Source organism: Streptomyces sp. NBC_00557, assembly GCF_036345995.1.
GTDB lineage: Bacteria > Actinomycetota > Actinomycetes > Streptomycetales > Streptomycetaceae > Streptomyces.
In genome coordinates this window covers 6,347,491-6,367,391 of the sequence record NZ_CP107796.1, presented here as the reverse complement: position 1 = coordinate 6,367,391, position 19,901 = coordinate 6,347,491, and the positions used below count along the sequence as shown (strand labels likewise).

The 19,901-nt window shown below is 70.8% G+C and carries 19 protein-coding genes; 9 read left to right on the top strand and 10 right to left on the bottom strand.

From position 1 onward, the window contains the following. Positions 1-12: 12 nt before the first annotated feature. Genes OG956_RS27930 through OG956_RS27905 form a run of 6 tightly spaced genes read right to left on the bottom strand, consistent with a single transcriptional unit; the run spans position 13 to position 5,749 of the window. Entirely contained in the window at positions 13-1,269 is a 1,257-nt protein-coding gene (locus OG956_RS27930) for a cysteine desulfurase (protein ID WP_330340758.1), read from the bottom strand. After that, positions 1,266-2,030, bottom strand: a complete 765-nt coding sequence (gene sufC / locus OG956_RS27925) for a Fe-S cluster assembly ATPase SufC (RefSeq protein ID WP_208901529.1) — start codon at positions 2,028-2,030, stop codon at positions 1,266-1,268. Before sufC ends, OG956_RS27930 begins: the two co-directional genes overlap by 4 nt. Before the next feature lie 7 nt (positions 2,031-2,037). Then, a complete protein-coding gene (locus OG956_RS27920; RefSeq protein ID WP_330340757.1) occupies positions 2,038-2,355 on the bottom strand; it encodes a non-heme iron oxygenase ferredoxin subunit in 318 nt (105 codons plus the stop codon). After that, the gene (gene sufD / locus OG956_RS27915; protein ID WP_330340756.1) at positions 2,352-3,536 is read right to left on the bottom strand and encodes a Fe-S cluster assembly protein SufD; all 1,185 of its coding nucleotides are present in this window, start codon (positions 3,534-3,536) and stop codon (positions 2,352-2,354) included. Before sufD ends, OG956_RS27920 begins: the two co-directional genes overlap by 4 nt. A gap of 60 nt (positions 3,537-3,596) precedes the next feature. Next, entirely contained in the window at positions 3,597-5,018 is a 1,422-nt protein-coding gene (gene sufB / locus OG956_RS27910; RefSeq protein WP_330340755.1) for a Fe-S cluster assembly protein SufB, read from the bottom strand. Then, positions 5,015-5,749 carry a helix-turn-helix transcriptional regulator gene (locus OG956_RS27905; RefSeq protein ID WP_330340754.1) on the bottom strand — a complete coding sequence of 245 codons (735 nt, stop codon included), beginning with the start codon at positions 5,747-5,749 and terminating at the stop codon, positions 5,015-5,017. Before OG956_RS27905 ends, sufB begins: the two co-directional genes overlap by 4 nt. Before the next feature lie 171 nt (positions 5,750-5,920). Between OG956_RS27905 and OG956_RS27900 the strand changes: the two genes are divergently transcribed. The 4 genes from OG956_RS27900 to OG956_RS27885 are packed head-to-tail and all read left to right on the top strand — an operon-like array spanning position 5,921 to position 9,476. Next, positions 5,921-6,670, top strand: a complete 750-nt coding sequence (locus tag OG956_RS27900; RefSeq protein WP_330340753.1) for an aminoglycoside N(3)-acetyltransferase — start codon at positions 5,921-5,923, stop codon at positions 6,668-6,670. A 53-nt stretch (positions 6,671-6,723) separates the two neighbouring features. After that, on the top strand, positions 6,724-7,647 hold the full coding sequence (locus OG956_RS27895) for an ABC transporter ATP-binding protein (protein ID WP_330340752.1): 924 nt from the start codon (positions 6,724-6,726) through the stop codon (positions 7,645-7,647). Continuing rightward, positions 7,644-8,417 carry an ABC transporter permease gene (locus OG956_RS27890; protein ID WP_330340751.1) on the top strand — a complete coding sequence of 258 codons (774 nt, stop codon included), beginning with the start codon at positions 7,644-7,646 and terminating at the stop codon, positions 8,415-8,417. The genes OG956_RS27895 and OG956_RS27890 overlap by 4 nt, the downstream gene beginning before the upstream one ends. A gap of 48 nt (positions 8,418-8,465) precedes the next feature. Next, positions 8,466-9,476: a COX15/CtaA family protein gene (locus OG956_RS27885; RefSeq protein ID WP_330342969.1), complete on the top strand. Its 1,011-nt coding sequence runs from the start codon at positions 8,466-8,468 to the stop codon at positions 9,474-9,476. A gap of 1 nt (position 9,477) precedes the next feature. Here the strand turns inward: OG956_RS27885 and OG956_RS27880 are convergent, their stop codons facing one another. The 4 genes from OG956_RS27880 to OG956_RS27865 form a co-directional block, all read right to left on the bottom strand. Beyond that, entirely contained in the window at positions 9,478-10,218 is a 741-nt protein-coding gene (locus tag OG956_RS27880) for a nucleotidyltransferase domain-containing protein (RefSeq protein ID WP_330340750.1), read from the bottom strand. An 18-nt stretch (positions 10,219-10,236) separates the two neighbouring features. After that, a complete protein-coding gene (locus OG956_RS27875) occupies positions 10,237-11,343 on the bottom strand; it encodes an amidohydrolase family protein (RefSeq protein WP_330340749.1) in 1,107 nt (368 codons plus the stop codon). A gap of 181 nt (positions 11,344-11,524) precedes the next feature. Further along, positions 11,525-11,845, bottom strand: coding sequence for a hypothetical protein (locus tag OG956_RS27870; RefSeq protein ID WP_330340748.1), 321 nt, complete (start codon positions 11,843-11,845; stop codon positions 11,525-11,527). Between the two features lie 69 nt (positions 11,846-11,914). Beyond that, a complete protein-coding gene (locus OG956_RS27865) occupies positions 11,915-12,871 on the bottom strand; it encodes a heme o synthase (protein ID WP_330340747.1) in 957 nt (318 codons plus the stop codon). A 378-nt stretch (positions 12,872-13,249) separates the two neighbouring features. Between OG956_RS27865 and tkt the strand changes: the two genes are divergently transcribed. The 5 genes from tkt to pgl are packed head-to-tail and all read left to right on the top strand — an operon-like array spanning position 13,250 to position 19,866. Beyond that, positions 13,250-15,337, top strand: coding sequence for a transketolase (gene tkt, locus OG956_RS27860; RefSeq protein ID WP_330340746.1), 2,088 nt, complete (start codon positions 13,250-13,252; stop codon positions 15,335-15,337). Positions 15,338-15,370: 33 nt separating this feature from the next. Then, positions 15,371-16,489, top strand: coding sequence for a transaldolase (gene tal, locus OG956_RS27855; RefSeq protein ID WP_330340745.1), 1,119 nt, complete (start codon positions 15,371-15,373; stop codon positions 16,487-16,489). A 1-nt stretch (position 16,490) separates the two neighbouring features. Continuing rightward, positions 16,491-18,029, top strand: a complete 1,539-nt coding sequence (zwf, locus tag OG956_RS27850; RefSeq protein ID WP_330340744.1) for a glucose-6-phosphate dehydrogenase — start codon at positions 16,491-16,493, stop codon at positions 18,027-18,029. Next, positions 18,026-19,087 (top strand): glucose-6-phosphate dehydrogenase assembly protein OpcA, encoded by a 1,062-nt coding sequence (gene opcA / locus OG956_RS27845; protein ID WP_330340743.1) that lies wholly within the window; start codon positions 18,026-18,028, stop codon positions 19,085-19,087. The genes zwf and opcA overlap by 4 nt, the downstream gene beginning before the upstream one ends. Then, the gene (pgl, locus tag OG956_RS27840; protein ID WP_330340742.1) at positions 19,084-19,866 is read left to right on the top strand and encodes a 6-phosphogluconolactonase; all 783 of its coding nucleotides are present in this window, start codon (positions 19,084-19,086) and stop codon (positions 19,864-19,866) included. Before opcA ends, pgl begins: the two co-directional genes overlap by 4 nt. Positions 19,867-19,901: the final 35 nt, after the last annotated feature.

The window sequence follows — 19,901 nt, the reverse complement described above, 5'->3', positions numbered from 1 at the left end:
AGCTCACGCCTCTCAGCCGAAGAAGTTCCGTACGTGCTCCAGGCCGTCGACCAGAGCGTCGATCTCGGCCGGCGTGGAGTACAGATAGAACGACGCTCGCGTGGTCGCAGGAATTCCGTACCGGAGGCAGACCGGACGGGCGCAGTGGTGGCCGACGCGGACCGCGATGCCCTGCTCGTCCAGGACCTGGCCCACGTCGTGCGGGTGGATGTCGCCCAGCGTGAAGGAGATCGCGGCGCCCCGGTCCTCGGCCGTGGTGGGGCCGATGATCCTCAGGTCGGGGACCTTCTGCAGCTGCTGCACCGCGTACTCGGTGAGCGCGTGCTCGTGGGCGAGGATCTTCTCCATGCCGATCGACTGGAGGTAGTCGATCGCCGCGCCGAGACCGACCGCCTGCGCGATCGGGGGCGTGCCCGCCTCGAACTTGTGCGGCGCCGGGGCGTACGTCGAGGAGTGCATCGAGACGGTCTCGATCATCTCGCCGCCGCCGAGGAACGGGGGCAGGTCCTCCAGCAGCTCCTGGCGGCCCCAGAGCACGCCGATGCCGGTCGGGCCGCACATCTTGTGGCCGGTGAAGGCCACGAAGTCGGCCTGCAGGGCCTGTACGTCCAGCGGCATGTGCGGGGCGGCCTGGGAGGCGTCGACACACACCAGCGCACCGACCTCCTGCGCCCGGCGCACGATCGCCTCGACCGGGTTGACCGTGCCCAGGATGTTCGACACCAGCACGAAGGAGACGATCTTCGTCTTCTCCGTGATGATCTCGTCGATGTTGGACAGGTCCAGGCGGCCGTCGTCCGTGAGGCCGAACCACTTCAGCTTCGCGCCCGTGCGCTGCGCGAGCAGCTGCCACGGCACGATGTTGGAGTGGTGCTCCATCTCCGTGATGACGATCTCGGTCTCGTGGTCCACCCGGTAGGGCTCGTCGGCCCAGCCCAGCATGTTCGCCACGAGGTTCAGCGACTCGGAGGCGTTCTTGGTGAAGATCACCTCGTCGCGGCTCGGCGCGTTGACGAACGCGGCGACCTTGTCGCGCGCGCCCTCGTACAGCGCCGTGGCCTCCTCGGCGAGCACATGCACACCGCGGTGGACGTTGGCGTTGTAGCGCTCGTAGTACTCGCTCAGGGCGTCCAGCACCTGGCGCGGCTTCTGCGACGTCGCCGCGTTGTCCAGGTACACGAGCTTCCGGTCGTCGTGGACCAGCCGGTCCAGGACGGGGAAGTCCTTGCGGATCGCCTCGGTGTCGAGGAGGCCCGGCAGCTGTGTCACTCGGATGCGCCACCCTTCGTGTAAGCCTCGTAGCCCTCGTTCTCCAGCTTGTCCGCGAGCTCGGGGCCGCCGGACTCGACGATGCGGCCGCCGGCGAACACGTGGACGTGGTCGGGCTTGATGTAGCGCAGGATGCGCGTGTAGTGCGTGATCAGCAGGGTGCCGACCTCGCCGGTCTCACGGACGCGGTTGACGCCCTCGGAGACGATGCGGAGCGCGTCGACGTCCAGGCCGGAGTCGGTCTCGTCGAGGATCGCGACCTTCGGCTTGAGCAGCTCCAGCTGGAGGATCTCGTGGCGCTTCTTCTCACCGCCGGAGAAGCCCTCGTTGACGTTGCGCTCGGCGAAGGACGGGTCCATGTTGAGGCGCTCCATGGCCTCCTTGACCTCCTTCACCCAGGTGCGCAGCTTGGGGGCCTCGCCGCGGATGGCGGTGGCGGAGGTGCGCAGGAAGTTGGAGACCGAGACGCCGGGGACCTCCACCGGGTACTGCATCGCCAGGAACAGGCCGGCGCGGGCGCGCTCGTCGACGGACATCTCCAGGACGTCCTCGCCGTCGAGCAGCACGGTGCCGCTGGTGATCGTGTACTTCGGGTGACCCGCGAGGGAGTAGGCGAGGGTCGACTTGCCGGAGCCGTTGGGGCCCATGATGGCGTGCGTCTCGCCCTGCTTCACGGTGAGGTCGACGCCCTTGAGGATCTCCTTCGTGGCGTTGTCGGCCTCGACGGTGACGTGCAGGTCTCGGATTTCAAGCGTTGCCATGGGTGCCTCAGGACTCCTGGGTGAGGGAGACGAGAACGTCGTCCCCTTCGATCTTGACGGGGTATACGGGGACGGGGCGCGTCGCCGGAAGGCTGTCGGGCTTGCCGGAGCGGAGGTCGAAGCGCGAGCCGTGCAGCCAGCACTCGATGTGGCAGTCGTCGACCTCGCCCTCGGCGAGCGAGACGTTCGCGTGGGAGCAGATGTCGTGGATCGCGAACACCTCGCCCTCGGTCTTCACGACCGAGACCGGCGTGCTGTCGATCTCCACCCGCTTCGGGGTGTCCTCCTCCAGCTCGCTCAGCCCGCAGACGCGTACGAAGCTCATGCGACCGAAGCCTCCAGCTCCTCCTCGATCTTGGCGAGCAGGCGCTCCTCGATGTCCGGGACACCGATCTGCTGGACCAGCTCGGCGAAGAAGCCGCGGACCACCAGGCGGCGGGCCTCGTGCTCCGGGATGCCGCGGGCCATCAGGTAGAAGAGCTGCTCGTCGTCGAAGCGACCGGTGGCGGAGGCGTGGCCGGCGCCGACGATCTCACCGGTCTCGATCTCCAGGTTCGGCACCGAGTCGACGCGCGCGCCGTCCGTGAGGACGAGGTTGCGGTTCATCTCGTAGGTGTCGGTGCCCTCGGCCTCGGCCTCGATGAGCACGTCGCCGATCCAGACCGCGTGCGCGTCGTCGCCCTGGAGCGCGCCCTTGTAGACGACGTTCGACTTGCAGTGCGGGGTGTTGTGGGTGACCAGCAGGCGGTGCTCCTGGTGCTGCCCGGCGTCGGTGAAGTACAGGCCGAACAGCTCGGCCTCGCCGCCGGGGCCGGCGTACGTCACGCGCGGGTGCAGGCGGACCACGTCACCGCCGAAGGTGACGACGACCGACTTGAAGGAGGCGTCCCGGCCGACCAGCGCGTTGTGCTGGGCGACGTGGACGGCCTTGTCGTCCCAGTCCTGGACGGAGACGACGGTCAGCTTGGCGCCGTCGCCCAGGATGTAGTCGACGTTGGCGGCGAGCACGGCGTCACCGGTGTGGTCGATGACGACGACGGCCTCGGCGAAGGCGCCCAGCTCGATCACCTGGTGGGCGTAGGCGACCCCGCCCTCGCCGTGCGCGGCGATCCGGATCGGCTCGGTGAGCACCGTCTCCTTGGGGACGGTGACCACGCCGGCCTTCTCGAACGCCGAGTACGCCTGGGCGGCGACCCGGTCCACCGGGGTGCCCGCCCTGCCGAGCCGCGCGTCGTCGCGGCCGACGGTCTCGACGACGACGCCCTCGGGGGCCTGGACGGTGACCTTCACGCCCCCGCCGTTCGCGACGGCGGTGCCGTCGTGCAGCCCGCGCAGGCGCTCCAGCGGGGTGAACCGCCACTCCTCCTCGCGGCCGTGCGGGACCGGGAAGTCCGCCACGTCGAAGGAGGGGGGCGCGCTCATGCGCGAGACGACGGTCGACTCCGCGGCGACCGCGATGGAGCCCGCGGTGGTCGAACCCACGGGGATGTTCTGGGCCTCAGCCATGGCTGTCGTATTGCTCGCTTTCTCAGGTCAGTGGCTTGACGGGGGACTGCGGAACGGCGATCAGCCGACCGCGCCCTCCATCTGCAGCTCGATCAGCCGGTTGAGCTCCAGCGCGTACTCCATGGGCAGCTCCTTGGCGATCGGCTCGACGAAGCCGCGCACGATCATCGCCATCGCCTCGTCCTCGGACAGGCCGCGGCTCATCAGGTAGAAGAGCTGGTCCTCGGAGACCTTGGAGACGGTGGCCTCGTGGCCCATGGACACGTCGTCCTCGCGGACGTCGACGTACGGGTACGTGTCCGACCGGGAGATGGTGTCGACCAGCAGCGCGTCGCACAGCACGTTCGACTTCGATCCGGCGGCGCCCTCGCCGATCTCGATCAGACCGCGGTAGGAGGTACGGCCGCCACCGCGCGCCACCGACTTGGAGACGATGTTGGAGGAGGTGTTCGGCGCCATGTGGACCATCTTGGCGCCGGCGTCCTGGTGCTGGCCCTCGCCCGCGAAGGCGATGGAGAGGGTCTCGCCCTTGGCGTGCTCGCCCATCAGGTAGACGGCCGGGTACTTCATCGTCACCTTGGAGCCGATGTTGCCGTCGATCCACTCCATGGTCGCGCCCTCGTAGGCCACGGCGCGCTTGGTGACCAGGTTGTAGACGTTGTTCGACCAGTTCTGGATGGTCGTGTAGCGGCAGCGGGCGTTCTTCTTGACGATGATCTCGACGACCGCGCTGTGCAGCGAGTCCGACTTGTAGATCGGGGCGGTGCAGCCCTCGACGTAGTGCACGTAGGCACCCTCGTCGACGATGATCAGGGTCCGCTCGAACTGGCCCATGTTCTCCGTGTTGATACGGAAGTAGGCCTGGAGCGGGATCTCCACGTGCACGCCCTTCGGCACGTAGATGAAGGAGCCGCCGGACCACACGGCGGTGTTCAGGGCCGCGAACTTGTTGTCACCGGCGGGGATGACGGTCCCGAAGTACTCCTTGAAGAGCTCCGGGTGCTCCTTGAGCGCGGTGTCGGTGTCGAGGAAGATGACGCCCTGCTCCTCCAGGTCCTCGCGGATCTGGTGGTAGACGACCTCCGACTCGTACTGGGCGGCGACGCCGGCGACCAGGCGCTGCTTCTCGGCCTCCGGGATGCCCAGCTTGTCGTAGGTGTTCTTGATGTCCTCGGGCAGGTCCTCCCAGGACTCCGCCTGCTTCTCCGTGGAGCGCACGAAGTACTTGATGTTGTCGAAGTCGATGCCCGAGAGGTCGGAGCCCCAGTTCGGCATCGGCTTCTTCTCGAAGAGCTTCAGGCCCTTCAGGCGCAGCTTGGTCATCCACTCCGGCTCGGCCTTCTTCGCCGAGATGTCGCGGACGACCTCCTCGTTCAGGCCGCGCCTGGCGGAGGCACCGGCCACGTCGGAGTCGGCCCAGCCGTATTCGTACTTGCCCAGGCCCTCGAGTTCGGGGTGGGCAGTCTCCGTGGGGAGAGTCATGCGGGGTTCCTCCCGGCCGTGCTTGCAGGTGCGTCGGTGGATGTCTTGGGGATGAACGTCGTGCAGACGCCGTCGCCGTGCGCGATGGTCGCCAGTCGCTGGACGTGGGTACCCAGCAGCTCGGCGAAGATCTCCGTCTCCGCCTCGCACAGCTGCGGGAACTGCTCCGCGACATGGGCGACAGGGCAGTGGTGCTGGCACAGCTGCTCGCCGACCGGTGCGCTGCGCGCCGTAGCAGCGTACCCGTCCACGCTCAGGGCCTTGGCCAGCGCTTCGGCCCGCTTGTCCGGGCTGACCGCCTCGATCGCCTTGCGGTAGGCGCTCGCCTGGGCCGCGATCCGGGCGCGGGCGAAGGCGGCGACCGCCTCGGGTCCGCCGCCCTGCTCGGCGATCCAGCGGAGCGCGTCCGCGGCGAGCTTGTCGTAGGACTGGTCGAAGGCGTCCCGGCCGCAGTCGGTCAGCGCGAAGACCTTGGCGGGGCGGCCGCGCGTGCGCGTGCCGTACACGCGCTGTTCGCGGGCCTCCACCACGTTCTCCGCGACGAGCGCGTCCAGGTGGCGCCGGACGGCCGCCTGGGTGAGTCCCAGCCGGCCGGCGAGTTCGGCGACGGTCGACGGGCCGTGGTCCAGGATGGAGCGCGCGACGCGGTTGCGCGTGGAGCGCTCACCGGTCGCGAACTCTTCCTGCGGGGCCCCCAGAGGGGTCTCCCGAGCCTCGCCGACGTTTTTCACAACGCCATTGTTGCGTAATTCCCGAGAGCCTGACAAGCGGCGTCCGGATCACCGGGCGGTGCCCTGCGTCACTTAGGCATACCTAATCCGACCTGCGAAAACGATCTTTTATCGATCATCCGTCCGATAACCGGGTGACACCCTCGCCATCCGGCCGGGAGACTCCCCACCATGCCCACACCCCCTCCGACCGGCCCTCTCGTCACCCGGGACAGCCTCGCCGCACAGCTGCGCCAGCTCGGCGTCGAGCCCGGCGAGATCCTCCTGGTCCACTCCTCGCTCCGCGCACTCGGCTGGGTGAACGGAGGCGCCGTCGCCGTCGTCCAGGGACTCCTCGACGTCCTCGGCCCGGCGGGCACCCTCGTCGTCCCCACCCAGTCGGCCGACCTGTCGGACCCCGCGCTGTGGAGCAGGCCGCCCGTGCCGCCGCAGTGGTGGGACCGGATCCGGGCCACCATGCCGCCGTACGACCCGCTGATCACGCCCTCGCGCGGGGTCGGCGTGATCCCGGAGACCGTGCGGACCTGGCCGGGCGCCCTGCGCAGCGCGCATCCGCACACGTCCTTCGCGGCGCTCGGCCCGCACGTGCGCAGCCCGCTCGCCAAGCTGGAGAAGCTCGGCGCCCGGGCGCTGCTGCTCGGCGCGGGGTACGACGCCTGCACCAGCTTCCACCTGGCCGAGTACCGGATCCCCGCGCCGCTGGTCCCGGTGGGCCGGCCCGCGCCGGGCGGCGGCTGGCAGACGGTGACGGAGGTGTCGATCAGCTCGGACCGCTTCGACGAGCTGGGCCACGACTTCGAGCGGGACCGGCCGGTCGTACGCGGAAAGGCGGGCGCGGCGGACGTCCGGCTGTTCCCCGTGGCGGACGCCGTGGCCTACGCCGAGCGGTGGCTGCCGCTGCACCGGCCCCGGGAGGAGTGAGTTCTCCGACCCGCCCGCCTGACCGGCAAGCGGTCTCCCTAGACTCTGGACCCATGCGAAGTGAGCCTGTGGTCCAGGTCCAGGCCCTGGTGAAGCGGTACGGCACGAAGACCGCGGTGGACGGCCTCGACCTGGTGGCCGAGGCGGGCGTGACCGCCGTCCTCGGCCCCAACGGGGCCGGGAAGACGACCACGGTCGAGACCTGCGAGGGGTACCGGAAGCCGGATTCCGGCACGGTGCGCGTCCTGGGCCTCGACCCGGTACGGCAGTCCGCCGAGCTGCGCCCCCGGATCGGGGTGATGCTCCAGTCCGGCGGCGTGTACTCCGGCGCCCGGGCCGACGAGATGCTGCGGCACGTGGCGAAGCTGCACGCGCACCCGCTGGACGTGGACGCGCTGATCGAGCGGCTGGGGCTCGGCTCCTGCGGGCGGACGAGCTACCGGCGGCTGTCCGGCGGCCAGCAGCAGCGGCTCGCGCTCGCCATGGCCGTCGTCGGGCGCCCCGAGCTGGTCTTCCTCGACGAGCCCACGGCCGGCCTCGACCCGCAGGCCCGCCGGGCCACCTGGGACCTGGTGAAGGACCTGCGCGCCGACGGCGTCTCCGTGATCCTCACCACGCACTACATGGAAGAGGCGGAGCAGCTCGCCGACGACGTGGCGATCATCGACGGCGGCCGGGTCATCGCCCAGGGCTCCCCGGAGCAGCTGTGCAAGGGCGGCGCCGAGAACACCCTGCGCTTCACCGGCCGCCCGGGCCTCGACGTGGGCTCCCTGCTGAAGGCCCTCCCCGCCTCCTGCACGGCCGCGGAGCTGACCCCGGGCAGCTACCGCGTCGTCGGCACGGTGGACCCGCAGCTGCTGGCCACCGTGACCTCCTGGTGCGCCCAGCACGGAGTCATGCCGGACCGCATCTCGGTGGAACGGCACACGCTGGAGGACGTCTTCCTGGAGCTGACCGGCAAGGAGCTGCGCTCATGACCACCGCCACGGGTACCTACTCCCCGAAGCCGGGTGCGGCGCCCCTCCCCCGCATGATCGCGGCGCAGGCGGCGCTGGAGACGAAGATGCTGCTGCGCAACGGCGAGCAGCTGCTGCTGACCGTGGTCATCCCGACCCTGCTGCTGGTGCTCTTCAGCTCGGTGGACATCGTGGACACCGGCAGGGGCAAGGCGGTGGACTTCCTCGCCCCCGGCGTCCTGGCGCTCGCCGTGATGTCGACGGCGTTCACCGGGCAGGCCATCGCCACCGGCTTCGAGCGCCGCTACGGCGTACTCAAGCGGCTCGCCGCCTCGCCGCTGCCCCGCTGGGGCCTGATGACCGCCAAGACGGCCTCCGTGCTGGTCACGGAGGTCCTCCAGGTGGTCCTGCTGACGGTGATCGCCTTCGCGCTCGGTTGGTCTCCGCACGGCAACCCCGCCGCCGTGCTGCTCCTGCTGATCCTCGGCACGGCCGCCTTCTCGGGCCTCGGCCTGCTGATGGCGGGCACGCTGAAGGCGGAGGCGACCCTGGCCGCCGCCAACCTGGTCTTCCTGCTGCTGCTCGTCGGCGGCGGCGTCATCGTGCCCCTGGAGAAGTTCGGCTCGGCCGGGCAGCACGTCCTCGGCCTGCTGCCCATCTCCGCGCTGTCGGACGGCCTGCGGGACGTGCTCCAGCACGGCGCCGGGACGCCCTGGGGCGACCTGGGGATCCTCGCCGTCTGGGCGGTCCTGGGGCTGGCCGCGGCCGGGAGGTTCTTCCGCTGGGAGTGAGCCGTCACGAGGGAGCCTCGTGAACGCGTGCACAAGCGGCGGCCTACGATGGAGGGCGTGCCCAAGCTGAACCCCGCCGACGCCGCAGCGGCCGTGCGCAACCCGCTCGCCTTCATCGCCGCACGCTGGACCCCGTCCCCCCGGACCGTCCAGCGGGCCGCCCTCGCCGCGCTCGTGATGTCGGCGGTCATCGTCGTCACCGGCGGCGCCGTCCGCCTCACCGGCTCCGGCCTCGGCTGCCCGACCTGGCCGGAGTGCACGGACGGCTCGCTGACCCCGACGACCGCGCTGAGCTACCACAGCGCGATCGAGTTCGGCAACCGCATGCTGACGTACGTGCTGTGCGCCGCCGTCGGCTGGGCGATCATCGCCGCCCGCGCCGAGAAGCCGCGCCGGCGCAGCCTGACCCGGCTGGGCTGGGCGCAGTTCTGGCTGGTGATGGGCAACGCGGTCCTCGGCGGCATCGTGGTGCTCGTCGGTCTCAACCCGTACACGGTCGCGGCCCACTTCCTGCTGGCGACGGCCCTGATCACCGTCGCCGCGGTGATGTGGCAGCGCACCCGCGAGGGCGACGGCGCCCCCCGGCCGCTGGTCGGCAAGGCCGTGCAGCAGCTGGTGTGGTTCCTGGTGACGGCGTCCCTGCTGCTCATCGCGGTCGGCACGGTGGTCACCGGAGCGGGGCCGCACGCGGGCGACTCCAGCGACGTCAAGCGGATCCCGATCGACTGGGAGACCGTGGCCAAGCTGCACGCGGTGCTCGCCTGGATCGTGGTGACGCTGACGTTCGCGCTGTGGTTCGTGCTCAGGGCGGTGGACGCGCCGAAGGGCCCGCTCTCCCGCACCCGCGACCTGTTCCTGGTCCTGCTCGCCCAGGGCGTGATCGGTTACGTCCAGTACTTCACGCACCTGCCCGAGCTGCTGGTCGGCCTGCACATGCTCGGCTCCTGCCTGGTGTGGATCGGCGTCCTGCGCGTCCTGCTGGCCCTGCGCGAACGCCCCGAGGCCGACGTGAACCTTCCCGGCCCCTCGCCCGAGGTGACGGTGGGCACGCGCGTGTGACTCACCCGTACGCGGCGACCAGCGCGTCGATCGCCGGGGCGAGGTAGGCGCGGGTCAGCTCCGCACGGCGGATGACCCAGTCCTCGCCGGCCCGGGCGGGAGCGGCGCCGTAACGCCGGCGGGCGGTGTCCTCGACGACCTCCGCGGGAGCGCCGAGGGCGGGGAGTTCGGCGAGGGCCTCCCGCTTGGAGATCAGCCGCCCGTCCCGCAGCGCCACGGTGGCCCGGGCGAAGGTCAGCAGCCCCAGGTCCACCCACACGTCCTGCCGCCACAGCCTGACCCTGTCCACCGCCGGCCGCCAGTAGTCCCGCTGGTCGCGCACGACGAAGCCGTGCAGCTGCCGCTCCAGCACCGCCGGGAGGAGCCCGGCGGGTGGCTCGCCGTGCAGCACCCGCCCGAAGTCGTGCAGCTCACGCCGGGTGACGGGGGTGACCGGGCGGCGCAGGGCCCGGCCGTGTGCCCAGGTGAGATGCGAGCGGTCCGGGTCGTCCAGGGTGGCCGGGGTGAGATAGGTGCAGTGGAGTTTCGCGGCGAGCGGCAGGGTGCGCAGTCTGCGGTGCAGGGCCACCACGCGCCGTACGGTCCCGAGGCGCACAGGGCCCGGCAGTACGGCGATCAGGTCGAGGTCGCTGCGGCCCTCCTGGTAGTCACCGCCCGCCATTGAGCCGTGTGCCCACACGGCGCGCGGCCGCAGGGGCAGCAGTTCTTCCAGGAACCGGTCGAGCAGCGATGCGGTCGGCATCCGCCCAGTGTGGACACCTCAGGTCAGCCCGTACACCCGGCGCGCGTTGTCCGCCGCGACCATGCGGGCCACTCGCTGGGCGTCCTCCAGGGACCACGCGCCGTCGGCGACCCAGGTGCCCAGGACGCGGGCCAGGGCCTCGCGGAAGAGGCGGGCGCCGACGACGTGCAGCTCGGGCAGGCCGTGGGCGCCGGTGGAGAAGAGGATCTTGCCGAAGGGGGCCAGTTCCAGGATCTCGGCGAGGACGGTGGCCGCGCGGGCGCCGGTGCGCACGAGCGCGGCGCCGGAGTCGGTGTAGACGTGCGGGAAAACGCCGGCCAGGTGGGCGGCGTTGCGGTGGTACGGGTAGCCGTGCAGCAGGATCAGATCGGTGCCGAGGCCGGCCGTGGCCCGCACGAAGTCGGTGAGCAGCACGGGGTCGGTGCGGTCGATGCGGGAGCCCGGCTCGCCGAGCCCGGCGTGCAGTTGCAGGGGCAGGCCCGAGGAGACCGCGATCCACAGCAGGTGCCGCAGCAGCACCGGGTCGGTGAGCGGCCCGCCGACCCGGCGTCCGGCCAGCCAGCGCCCCGCCGCGCCCCGCACCTCGCCCGGCCCCGGCGGCTCGGGCGCGAGTGCGAGCCCGTGCCGGACGCCGGCGACGGAGGTGAAGGCGACGGCGCTCGCGGCGGCGCCGTGCACCGACTCGGCGAGGTTGGCGAGGAAGGACTCGACGGTGCCGGAGGTGTCGGCGACCTGCTCGGCGAGCTGCTCCAGCCGGATGATCTCGCGGGCCTCGGCCTCGCCGGCGGACGCCATCTCACCGGGGCCGGTGAGGTCGCCGGGCAGGCCGGTGTCGACCAGGTAGGTGGTGATGCCGCTGCCGCGCAGCAGTCTGCGGCCCGCTTCCAGCACGCCCAGTTCCCGGCGCCGGGCCAGATAGCGGGCCGGCGGGCAGTGCGGTTCCAGGCCGAGCAGGGGCGGGCACCAGCGCCGTACGGCGAAGCCGGTCTGGGTGTCGAAGAGGGTGGTTCCGGGCGCGGGCGGTCCCTCGGTGCGGGCGAGCTGGGCCTCGAAGGTGCCGAGGCCCAGCTCGGTTCTCAGTACGCCGTGGCAGTACTGGTCCACGAGGGACGGCGTCTCGATCATCCCCGGCCTCCCCGCTGCGCTCGGCTTCAACGGCCTAACGTGCGAACCGGGGTTGAGGTCGCGGTTCGGCTCGGGACTTGCGCATACGTCGGCGAGTGCGGCCCGTCGGTGGTTGCTCGATCCCACGCGGCGGAGCCGCCATCAATGCAGCCCCGCGCCTCTGGGGTTGGCTGCTCAACCGTCAGCTGCCGAGCTGAATGCCCGCCATCCGCTTCCACTCGTACGCGCCCGTCCTCACCTTCGCCGCGAGTTCCCCGTCGAAGGACTCGTGGACGGTGATGCCGGACTTCTCGACGGCCTTCCCGGCGATCTCGGTGCTGGGCGCCACGAGGTCCCCCCAGCCGCCGTCCTCGCCGACGAGGACGATGCGGGCGCCGCGCTCGCCGATGTAGGCCACCTGGCCCTCGGCGCCGCCGTGGGCCTTGGCGAAGGCGCTGATCTCCCGGGCGAGCCTGGCCACCTTGCGCTCGGCCCTCGCGTCAACCTGCTGCGTGTCTGCCATGGCCAGGATGCTACTCGCGGGTAGATCGACTGGCGAGGGCAGGGCTCTGTGACGTACGCCCGGTGTGCGTCAGTGCAGGAACGGGTCGACCGCGATCGCCACGAACAGCAGCGACACATAGGTGATGGACCAGTGGAACAGCCGCATCTCCTTCAGCTTCGCACCGGTCACCTCGGCCCTGGCCCGGTTCTGCAGCGCGTGCGCCTCCCACAGCCACCAGCCGCCGGCGGCCAGCGCGACCGCCGTGTAGAACCAGCCGGTGTAGCCGAGCGGGGTCAGAAGCAGGGAGACGGCGACCATGACCCAGCTGTAGACGACGATCTGCTTGGCGACGACCTTGTTGGAGGCGATGACCGGCAGCATCGGCACGCCCACGCGCGCGTAGTCGTCCTTCACCTTCATGGACAGCGGCCAGTAGTGCGGCGGGGTCCAGAAGAAGATGACGAGGAAGAGGATGACCGGGGCCCAGGACAGGGAGTCCTTCACCGCCGTCCAGCCGATCAGCACGGGCATGCAGCCCGCGATGCCGCCCCAGACGATGTTCTGCGCCGTACGCCGCTTGAGGATCATCGTGTAGACGACGACGTAGAAGAGGAGCGCTCCGAGTGAGAGCCACGCGCTCAGCCAGTTGACGGTGAATCCGAACAGCAGTGTGGAGACGACCGCCAGGGTGATGCCGAAGGCGAGGCACTCGGGCGGGCTGACCATGCCGGTCACCAGCGGCCGCTGCGAGGTGCGGTCCATCAGGGCGTCGATGTCCCGGTCGATGTACATGTTCAGCGCGTTGGCGCCGCCCGCCGAGAGGTAGCCGCCGACACAGGTCAGCAGGACCAGCTTCAGGTCCGGCACGCCCTGCTGGGCCAGGAACATCACCGGAACGGTGGTGATGAGCAGCAGCTCGATGATCCGCGGCTTGGTCAGAGCCACGAACGCCTTGACACGGGCCCCGAACGGCCGGTGAACCGGGCCCTGGCTCGCACCACCCAGCACGCCCGCTGGACGTGATTCGACGGCCGTCACGCACACCCCTGACAGAGACTCCCAGCGAGCCTCCCCCTGGGAAGTGCCGGCAAAGGCTCGCGCGTACCACGCCACTTTAGACGTTGCCCATACCCCGGCCTTCGCGGGGGTGGGGTCGTGTTGGCACACCCCCCATAAGAGGGGACACGGCACTCGATTGAGCGCTCAGATGACCACCTCCGTATTCATGTGCCACATGCCCTTGTCGGCCAGTCGGGAGGCGGATGACGCGGAGTCCCGGCAGTCTGTAAACACTCGAAAAAATGCACGTCCCCACGGGGGTAGGCTCGTCAGCGGCCGGCGGGCGGCAAGCACGCCGGCGGCCGGGTGGGCGCATGCCCCGAAGACCGGCGACCGACATGTGGAGAGGAGCCCTGACCCAGGGTGAGCACCAAGCCGACCACCACAGACCTTGAGTGGACCGAGCTGGACCAGCGGGCCGTGGACACCGCCCGTGTCCTGGCCGCCGACGCCGTACAGAAGGTCGGCAACGGCCATCCCGGTACGGCGATGAGCCTGGCCCCGGCCGCGTACACCCTCTTCCAGAAGGTGATGCGGCACGACCCCGCCGACCCGGAGTGGGTCGGGCGCGACCGCTTCGTGCTGTCCGCCGGCCACTCGTCCCTGACCCTCTACACGCAGCTCTACCTGGCCGGCTTCGGCCTGGAGCTCGAGGACCTGGAGTCCTTCCGCACCTGGGGTTCGAAGACCCCGGGCCACCCGGAGTACGGGCACACCAAGGGCGTCGAGACCACCACCGGTCCGCTCGGCCAGGGTGTCGCCAACGCGGTGGGCATGGCGATGGCCGCCCGCTACGAGCGCGGCCTGTTCGACCCCGAGGCGCCGCAGGGCGAGTCGCCCTTCGACCACTTCGTCTACTGCATCGCCGGCGACGGCTGCCTGCAGGAGGGCATCTCCGCGGAGGCCTCCTCGCTGGCCGGCCACCAGAAGCTCGGCAACCTGATCCTGCTGTGGGACGACAACCACATCTCGATCGAGGGCGACACCGAGACCGCCGTCTCCGAGGACACCGTCAAGCGGTACGAGGCCTACGGCTGGCACGTGCAGCGCGTCGAGCCGAAGGCGGACGGCGACCTGGACCCGCAGGCGATCTACGCCGCGATCCAGGAGGCCAAGAAGGTCACCGACCGGCCGTCCTTCATCGCGATGCGCTCGATCATCGCCTGGCCCGCCCCGAACGCCCAGAACACCGAGGCCGCGCACGGCTCGGCGCTGGGCGAGGAGGAGGTCGCGGCCACCAAGCGCGTCCTCGGCTTCGACCCCGACAAGCACTTCCAGGTCGAGGACGAGGTGATCGCCCACACCCGCAAGGCCCTGGAGCGCGGCGCCCAGGCGCGCGCCGAGTGGGAGAAGGCCCTGCAGGTGTGGCGGGACGACAACCCCGAGCGCGCCGCCGAGTTCGACCGCATCAGCCGGGGTGAGCTGCCCGCGGGCTGGGAGGAGAAGATCCCGGTCTTCGAGCCGGGCAAGGGCGTCGCGACGCGTGCCGCCTCCGGCAAGGTGCTGCAGGCGCTCGGCGCGGTGATCCCCGAGCTGTGGGGCGGCTCCGCCGACCTCGCCGGGTCGAACAACACGACCATCGACAAGGAGAGCTCGTTCCTGCCCGCGGGCAACCCGCTGCCCGAGGCCAACCCGTACGGCCGCACGATCCACTTCGGCATCCGCGAGCACTCCATGGGCGCCGAGCTGAACGGCATCACGCTGCACGGCAACACCCGGGTCTACGGCGGCACGTTCCTCGTCTTCTCCGACTACATGCGCAACGCGGTGCGCCTGTCGGCCCTGATGCACCTGCCGGTGACGTATGTGTGGACGCACGACTCCATCGGCCTCGGCGAGGACGGCCCCACCCACCAGCCGGTGGAGCACCTGGCCTCGCTGCGCGCCATCCCGGGCCTGAACATCGTGCGCCCGGCGGACGCCAACGAGACCGCGATCGCCTGGCGCGAGATCCTGCGCCGCTGGACCAAGGAGATCGGCAAGGGGCAGCCGCACGGCCTCGCGCTCACCCGCCAGGGCGTGCCGGTGTACGAGCCCAACGAGGACGCCGCGCGCGGCGGTTACGTGATGTTCGAGGCCGAAGGCGGTGAGCCGCAGGTCATCCTGATCGCCACCGGTTCCGAGGTGCACCTCGCGGTCGAGGCGCGGGAGCGGCTCCAGGCCGAGGGCGTTCCGACGCGCGTGGTGTCGATGCCGTCCGTGGAATGGTTCGAGCAGCAGGACCAGGGGTACCGGGACTCCGTGCTCCCGCCGTCCGTCAGGGCCCGCGTGGCCGTGGAGGCGGGTATCGGGCTGACCTGGTACCGGTACGTCGGGGACGCCGGCCGCGTCGTTTCCCTGGAGCACTTCGGTGCTTCCGCCGACGGCAAGGTGCTCTTCCGCGAGTTCGGCTTCACTGCCGAGAACGTGGCCGCCAAGGCCCGGGAATCCATCGCCGCCGCCCAGCGCTGACGCTCATATACGACACGTAGGAGATGTAATTCCATGACAGACGCACTCAAGCGCCTCTCCGAGGAAGGCGTGGCGATCTGGCTGGACGACCTGTCGCGCAAGCGGATCACGTCCGGCAACCTCGCCGAGCTGATCGACCAGCAGCACGTCGTGGGCGTCACCACCAACCCGACGATCTTCCAGAAGGCGATCTCGCAGGGCGACGGCTACGACCAGCAGCTCTCGGACCTCGCGGCCCGCAGGGTCACCGTCGAAGAGGCCATCCGCATGATCACCACGGCGGACGTCCGCGACGCCGCCGACATCCTGCGCCCGGTCTTCGACGCCACCGGCGGCAAGGACGGCCGGGTCTCCATCGAGGTCGACCCGCGTCTCGCCCACAACACCAAGGCCACCGTCGCCGAGGCCAAGCAGCTGGCCTGGCTGGTGGACCGGCCCAACACCCTGATCAAGATCCCGGCCACCCAGGCGGGCCTGCCGGCGATCACCGAGACCATCGGGCTCGGCATCAGCGTCAACGTCACCCTGATCTTCTCCCTGGAGCGGTACCGGGCCGTCATGGACGCCTACCTCTCCGGCCTGGAGAAGGCCAAGGAGCGCGGCCTGGACGTGTCGCTGATCCACTCCGTGGCGTCCTTCTTCGTGTCCCGCGTGGACACCGAGATCGACAAGCGCCTGGACGGCATCGGCACCGACGAGGCCAAGGCGCTGCGCGGCAAGGCCGCCGTCGCCAACGCGCGCCTCGCCTACCAGGCGTACGAGGAGGTGTTCTCCTCGAGCCGCTGGCAGGCGCTGGAGAACGCGGGCGCCAACAAGCAGCGTCCGCTGTGGGCGTCGACCGGCGTGAAGGACCCGGCGTACCCGGACACCCTGTACGTCACCGAGCTGGTCGCGCCGAACACGGTCAACACCATGCCGGAGGCCACGCTGGAGGCCACCGAGGACCACGGCGAGATCAGCGGCAACACGATCGCCGGCACCTACGAGCAGGCGCGTGCCGACCTGGACGCGCTGGAGAAGCTCGGCGTCTCGTACGACGACGTGGTGCAGGTGCTGGAGGACGAGGGCGTCGAGAAGTTCGAGGCGTCCTGGAACGACCTGCTGAAGTCCACCCAGGCGGAGCTCGAGCGCCTCGCTCCTTCGGAGGGCTGAGTTGTCACCCCTATCCGGTTCGGGAGCGAACCCGCTTCGTGACCCGGCCGACCGACGGCTCCCGCGCATCGCGGGGCCGTCGGGCCTGGTCATCTTCGGGGTCACCGGCGATCTGTCCCGCAAGAAGCTGATGCCCGCGGTGTACGACCTCGCCAACCGGGGTCTGCTGCCGCCGGGGTTCTCGCTGGTGGGCTTCGCCCGCCGCGACTGGGAGCACGAGGACTTCGCCGCGGTCGTGCACGACGCGGTGAAGGAGCACGCGCGTACTCCGTTCCGTGAGGAGGTCTGGCAGCAGCTCCTGCAGGGGATGCGTTTCGTCCAGGGCACCTTCGACGACGACGAGGCCTTCGAGCGGCTGCGCGGCACCATCGAGGAGCTGGACAAGGCACAGGGCACGGGGGGCAACTTCGCCTTCTACCTGTCGGTGCCGCCGAGCTCGTTCCCGGTGGTCATCCAGCAGCTGAAGAAGCACGGCCTGGCCGACCAGTCGGGCGGTTCCTGGCGGCGCGCGGTCATCGAGAAGCCGTTCGGCCACGACCTGAAGTCCGCCGAGGAGCTGAACAAGGTCGTGCACGAGGTGTTCGAGCCGGAGCAGGTGTTCCGGATCGACCACTACCTCGGCAAGGAGACCGTCCAGAACATCCTGGCGCTGCGCTTCGCCAACACGATGTTCGAGCCGATCTGGAACCGGTCCTTCGTGGACCACGTGCAGATCACCATGGCCGAGGACATCGGCATCGGCGGCCGGGCCGGCTACTACGACGGCATCGGCGCCGCCCGCGACGTCATCCAGAACCACCTGCTGCAGCTCATGGCGCTCACCGCCATGGAGGAGCCGGCCTCCTTCGGCGCGGACGCGCTGGCCGCGGAGAAGGAGAAGGTGCTCGGCGCGGTACGGCTGCCCCAGGACCTGGGCCGCAGCACCGTGCGCGGGCAGTACGCGGGCGGCTGGCAGGGCGGCGAGAAGGTCATCGGCTATCTCGAGGAAGAGGGCATCGACCCGCAGTCGAAGACCGACACGTACGCGGCGATCAAGCTGGAGATCGACAACCGGCGCTGGGCGGGCGTCCCGTTCTATCTGCGCACCGGCAAGCGCCTCGGCCGCCGGGTGACGGAGATCGCGGTCGTCTTCCAGCGGGCCCCGCACTCCCCCTTCGACACCACGGCGACGGAGGAGCTGGGCCAGAACGCGGTCGTCATCCGCGTCCAGCCGGACGAGGGCGTCACGGTCCGCTTCGGCTCGAAGGTGCCGGGCACCTCCATGGAGATCCGGGACGTGTCCATGGACTTCGCCTACGGCGAGTCCTTCACCGAGTCCAGCCCGGAGGCGTACGAGCGGCTCATCCTGGACGTGCTGCTGGGCGACGCCAACCTCTTCCCGCGCACGGAGGAGGTCGAGCTGTCCTGGAAGATCCTCGACCCGATCGAGGAGTACTGGGACAAGCACGGCAGGCCCGCGCAGTACAAGTCGGGCACCTGGGGGCCGGCCGAGGCGGACGAGATGCTCGCACGAGACGGACGGAGCTGGCGCCGGCCATGAAGATCGATCTGACCGACACCACCGCCGGCGACATCAACAAGGCGCTGGTGCGGGGCCGCCGCGCCATCGGCACGCCCGCCGTCGGCATGGTGCTGACCCTCGTCATCGTCACCGACGAGGAGAACGCCTACGACGCCCTGAAGGCCGCCAACGACGCCTCGCGCGAGCACCCCTCGCGCACGCTGGTGGTCATCAAGCGGGTCTCCCGCAGTCCGCGCGACCGCACGTCCTCGCGGCTGGACGCCGAGGTGCGGGTGGGCGCGGACGCGGGCACCGGCGAGACGGTGGTGCTGCGGCTGTACGGCGAGGTCGTGGGCCACGCCGACTCGGTGGTGCTGCCGCTGCTGCTGCCGGACGCGCCGGTGGTGGTGTGGTGGCCGGTGAACGCCCCGCTCGATCCGGCGAAGGACCCGCTGGGCGCGCTCGCCCAGCGCCGGGTCACCGACACCTACGCCGCCGAGCAGCCGGTGCGGGAGCTGTCCGCCCGCGCCGCGGCCTACGCGCCGGGCGACACCGACCTGTCCTGGACGCGGATCACCCCGTGGCGCTCCATGCTCGCGGCCGCGCTCGACCAGGTGGCGTGCGAGGTGAAGGCCGTCGAGGTGGAGGGCGAGGAGTTCAACCCGAGCTGCGAGCTGCTGGCGATGTGGCTCGCGGACCGGCTGGACGTCCCGGTGAAGCGGTCGCTGTCGGCCGGTCCGGGGCTCACCGCGGTCCGCATGGACACCACCTGCGGCCCGATCGTCCTGGACCGCGCGGACGGCACGCTGGCCACGCTGTCCGTCCAGGGCCAGCCGAACCGCGCGGTGGCGCTGAAGCGGCGGGACACCGCCGAGCTGATCGCGGAGGAGCTGCGCCGGCTCGACCCGGACGACACCTACGCGTCGGCGCTGCGCTACGGCGTGGAGCGGCTGAACACGGTCCCGGAACAGCAGTCCCCGGCGAGTGAGCCGGTGGCCGAGCCGGAGCCCGTGGAGGAGGCCGCCAAGGCGCCGGCGAAGAAGGCGGCGGCGAAGACCGCGAAGAAGGCACCGGCGAGGAAGGCGACGGCGAAGTGAGCACTCCGCAGCTGGTCGTCCACCGCGACAAGGAGCTGATGGCGCAGGCCGCCGCGGCCCGCCTGATCACGAAGATCGTGGACGCGCAGGCCTCCCGGGGCACCGCGTCCGTGGTCCTCACCGGCGGCCGCAACGGCAACGGTCTGCTGGCCGCGCTGGCGGCGGCGCCGGCCCGGGACGCCGTCGACTGGGGGCGCCTGGACCTGTGGTGGGGCGACGAGCGCTATCTGCCCGAGGGCGACCCCGAGCGCAATGTCACGCAGGCCCGCGAGGCCCTGCTGGACTCCGTGCCCCTGGACCCGGAGCGCGTGCACGCCATGCCCGCCTCCGACGGCCCGTACGGCACGGACGTCGAGGCGGCGGCGGAGGCGTACGCGGCGGAGCTGGCGAAGGCGGCCGGACCGGAGAACCACGGTGCGGTGCCCACCTTCGACGTCCTGATGCTGGGCGTCGGCCCGGACACCCATGTGGCCTCGCTCTTCCCGGAGTTGCCGGCCGTACGGGAGACCGAGCGGACGGTGGTCGGCGTGCACGGCGCGCCGAAGCCGCCGCCGACCCGGATCTCCCTCACCCTGCCGGCGATCCGCTCGGCCCGTGAGGTCTGGCTTCTCGCGGCCGGCGAGGACAAGGCGGAGGCGGCGGCCATCGCCTTGTCGGGTGCGGGCGAGATCCAGGCCCCGGCGGCCGGGGCGTACGGCCGCTCGCGCACGCTGTGGCTGCTGGACGCGGCGGCGGCCTCGCAGCTGCCGAGGTCGCTGTATCCGCCGGCGTCGCCGTGATCCACTGAGGTCCCCCCTCGCAGGCGCTTCACACA

Excerpts from the sequence above, each read along its gene's own strand:
- sufC (WP_208901529.1), bottom strand. The coding sequence starts at position 2,030 with ATGGCAACGCTTGAAATCCGAGACCTGCACGTCACCGTCGAGGCCGAC.
- OG956_RS27920 (WP_330340757.1), bottom strand. The coding sequence starts at position 2,355 with ATGAGCTTCGTACGCGTCTGCGGGCTGAGCGAGCTGGAGGAGGACACC.
- sufD (WP_330340756.1), bottom strand. The coding sequence starts at position 3,536 with ATGGCTGAGGCCCAGAACATCCCCGTGGGTTCGACCACCGCGGGCTCC.
- sufB (WP_330340755.1), bottom strand. The coding sequence starts at position 5,018 with ATGACTCTCCCCACGGAGACTGCCCACCCCGAACTCGAGGGCCTGGGC.
- OG956_RS27900 (WP_330340753.1), top strand. The coding sequence starts at position 5,921 with ATGCCCACACCCCCTCCGACCGGCCCTCTCGTCACCCGGGACAGCCTC.
- OG956_RS27895 (WP_330340752.1), top strand. The coding sequence starts at position 6,724 with ATGCGAAGTGAGCCTGTGGTCCAGGTCCAGGCCCTGGTGAAGCGGTAC.
- OG956_RS27890 (WP_330340751.1), top strand. The coding sequence starts at position 7,644 with ATGACCACCGCCACGGGTACCTACTCCCCGAAGCCGGGTGCGGCGCCC.
- OG956_RS27885 (WP_330342969.1), top strand. The coding sequence starts at position 8,466 with ATGGAGGGCGTGCCCAAGCTGAACCCCGCCGACGCCGCAGCGGCCGTG.
- OG956_RS27880 (WP_330340750.1), bottom strand. The coding sequence starts at position 10,218 with ATGCCGACCGCATCGCTGCTCGACCGGTTCCTGGAAGAACTGCTGCCC.
- OG956_RS27875 (WP_330340749.1), bottom strand. The coding sequence starts at position 11,343 with ATGATCGAGACGCCGTCCCTCGTGGACCAGTACTGCCACGGCGTACTG.
- OG956_RS27870 (WP_330340748.1), bottom strand. The coding sequence starts at position 11,845 with ATGGCAGACACGCAGCAGGTTGACGCGAGGGCCGAGCGCAAGGTGGCC.
- tal (WP_330340745.1), top strand. The coding sequence starts at position 15,371 with ATGACAGACGCACTCAAGCGCCTCTCCGAGGAAGGCGTGGCGATCTGG.
- opcA (WP_330340743.1), top strand. The coding sequence starts at position 18,026 with ATGAAGATCGATCTGACCGACACCACCGCCGGCGACATCAACAAGGCG.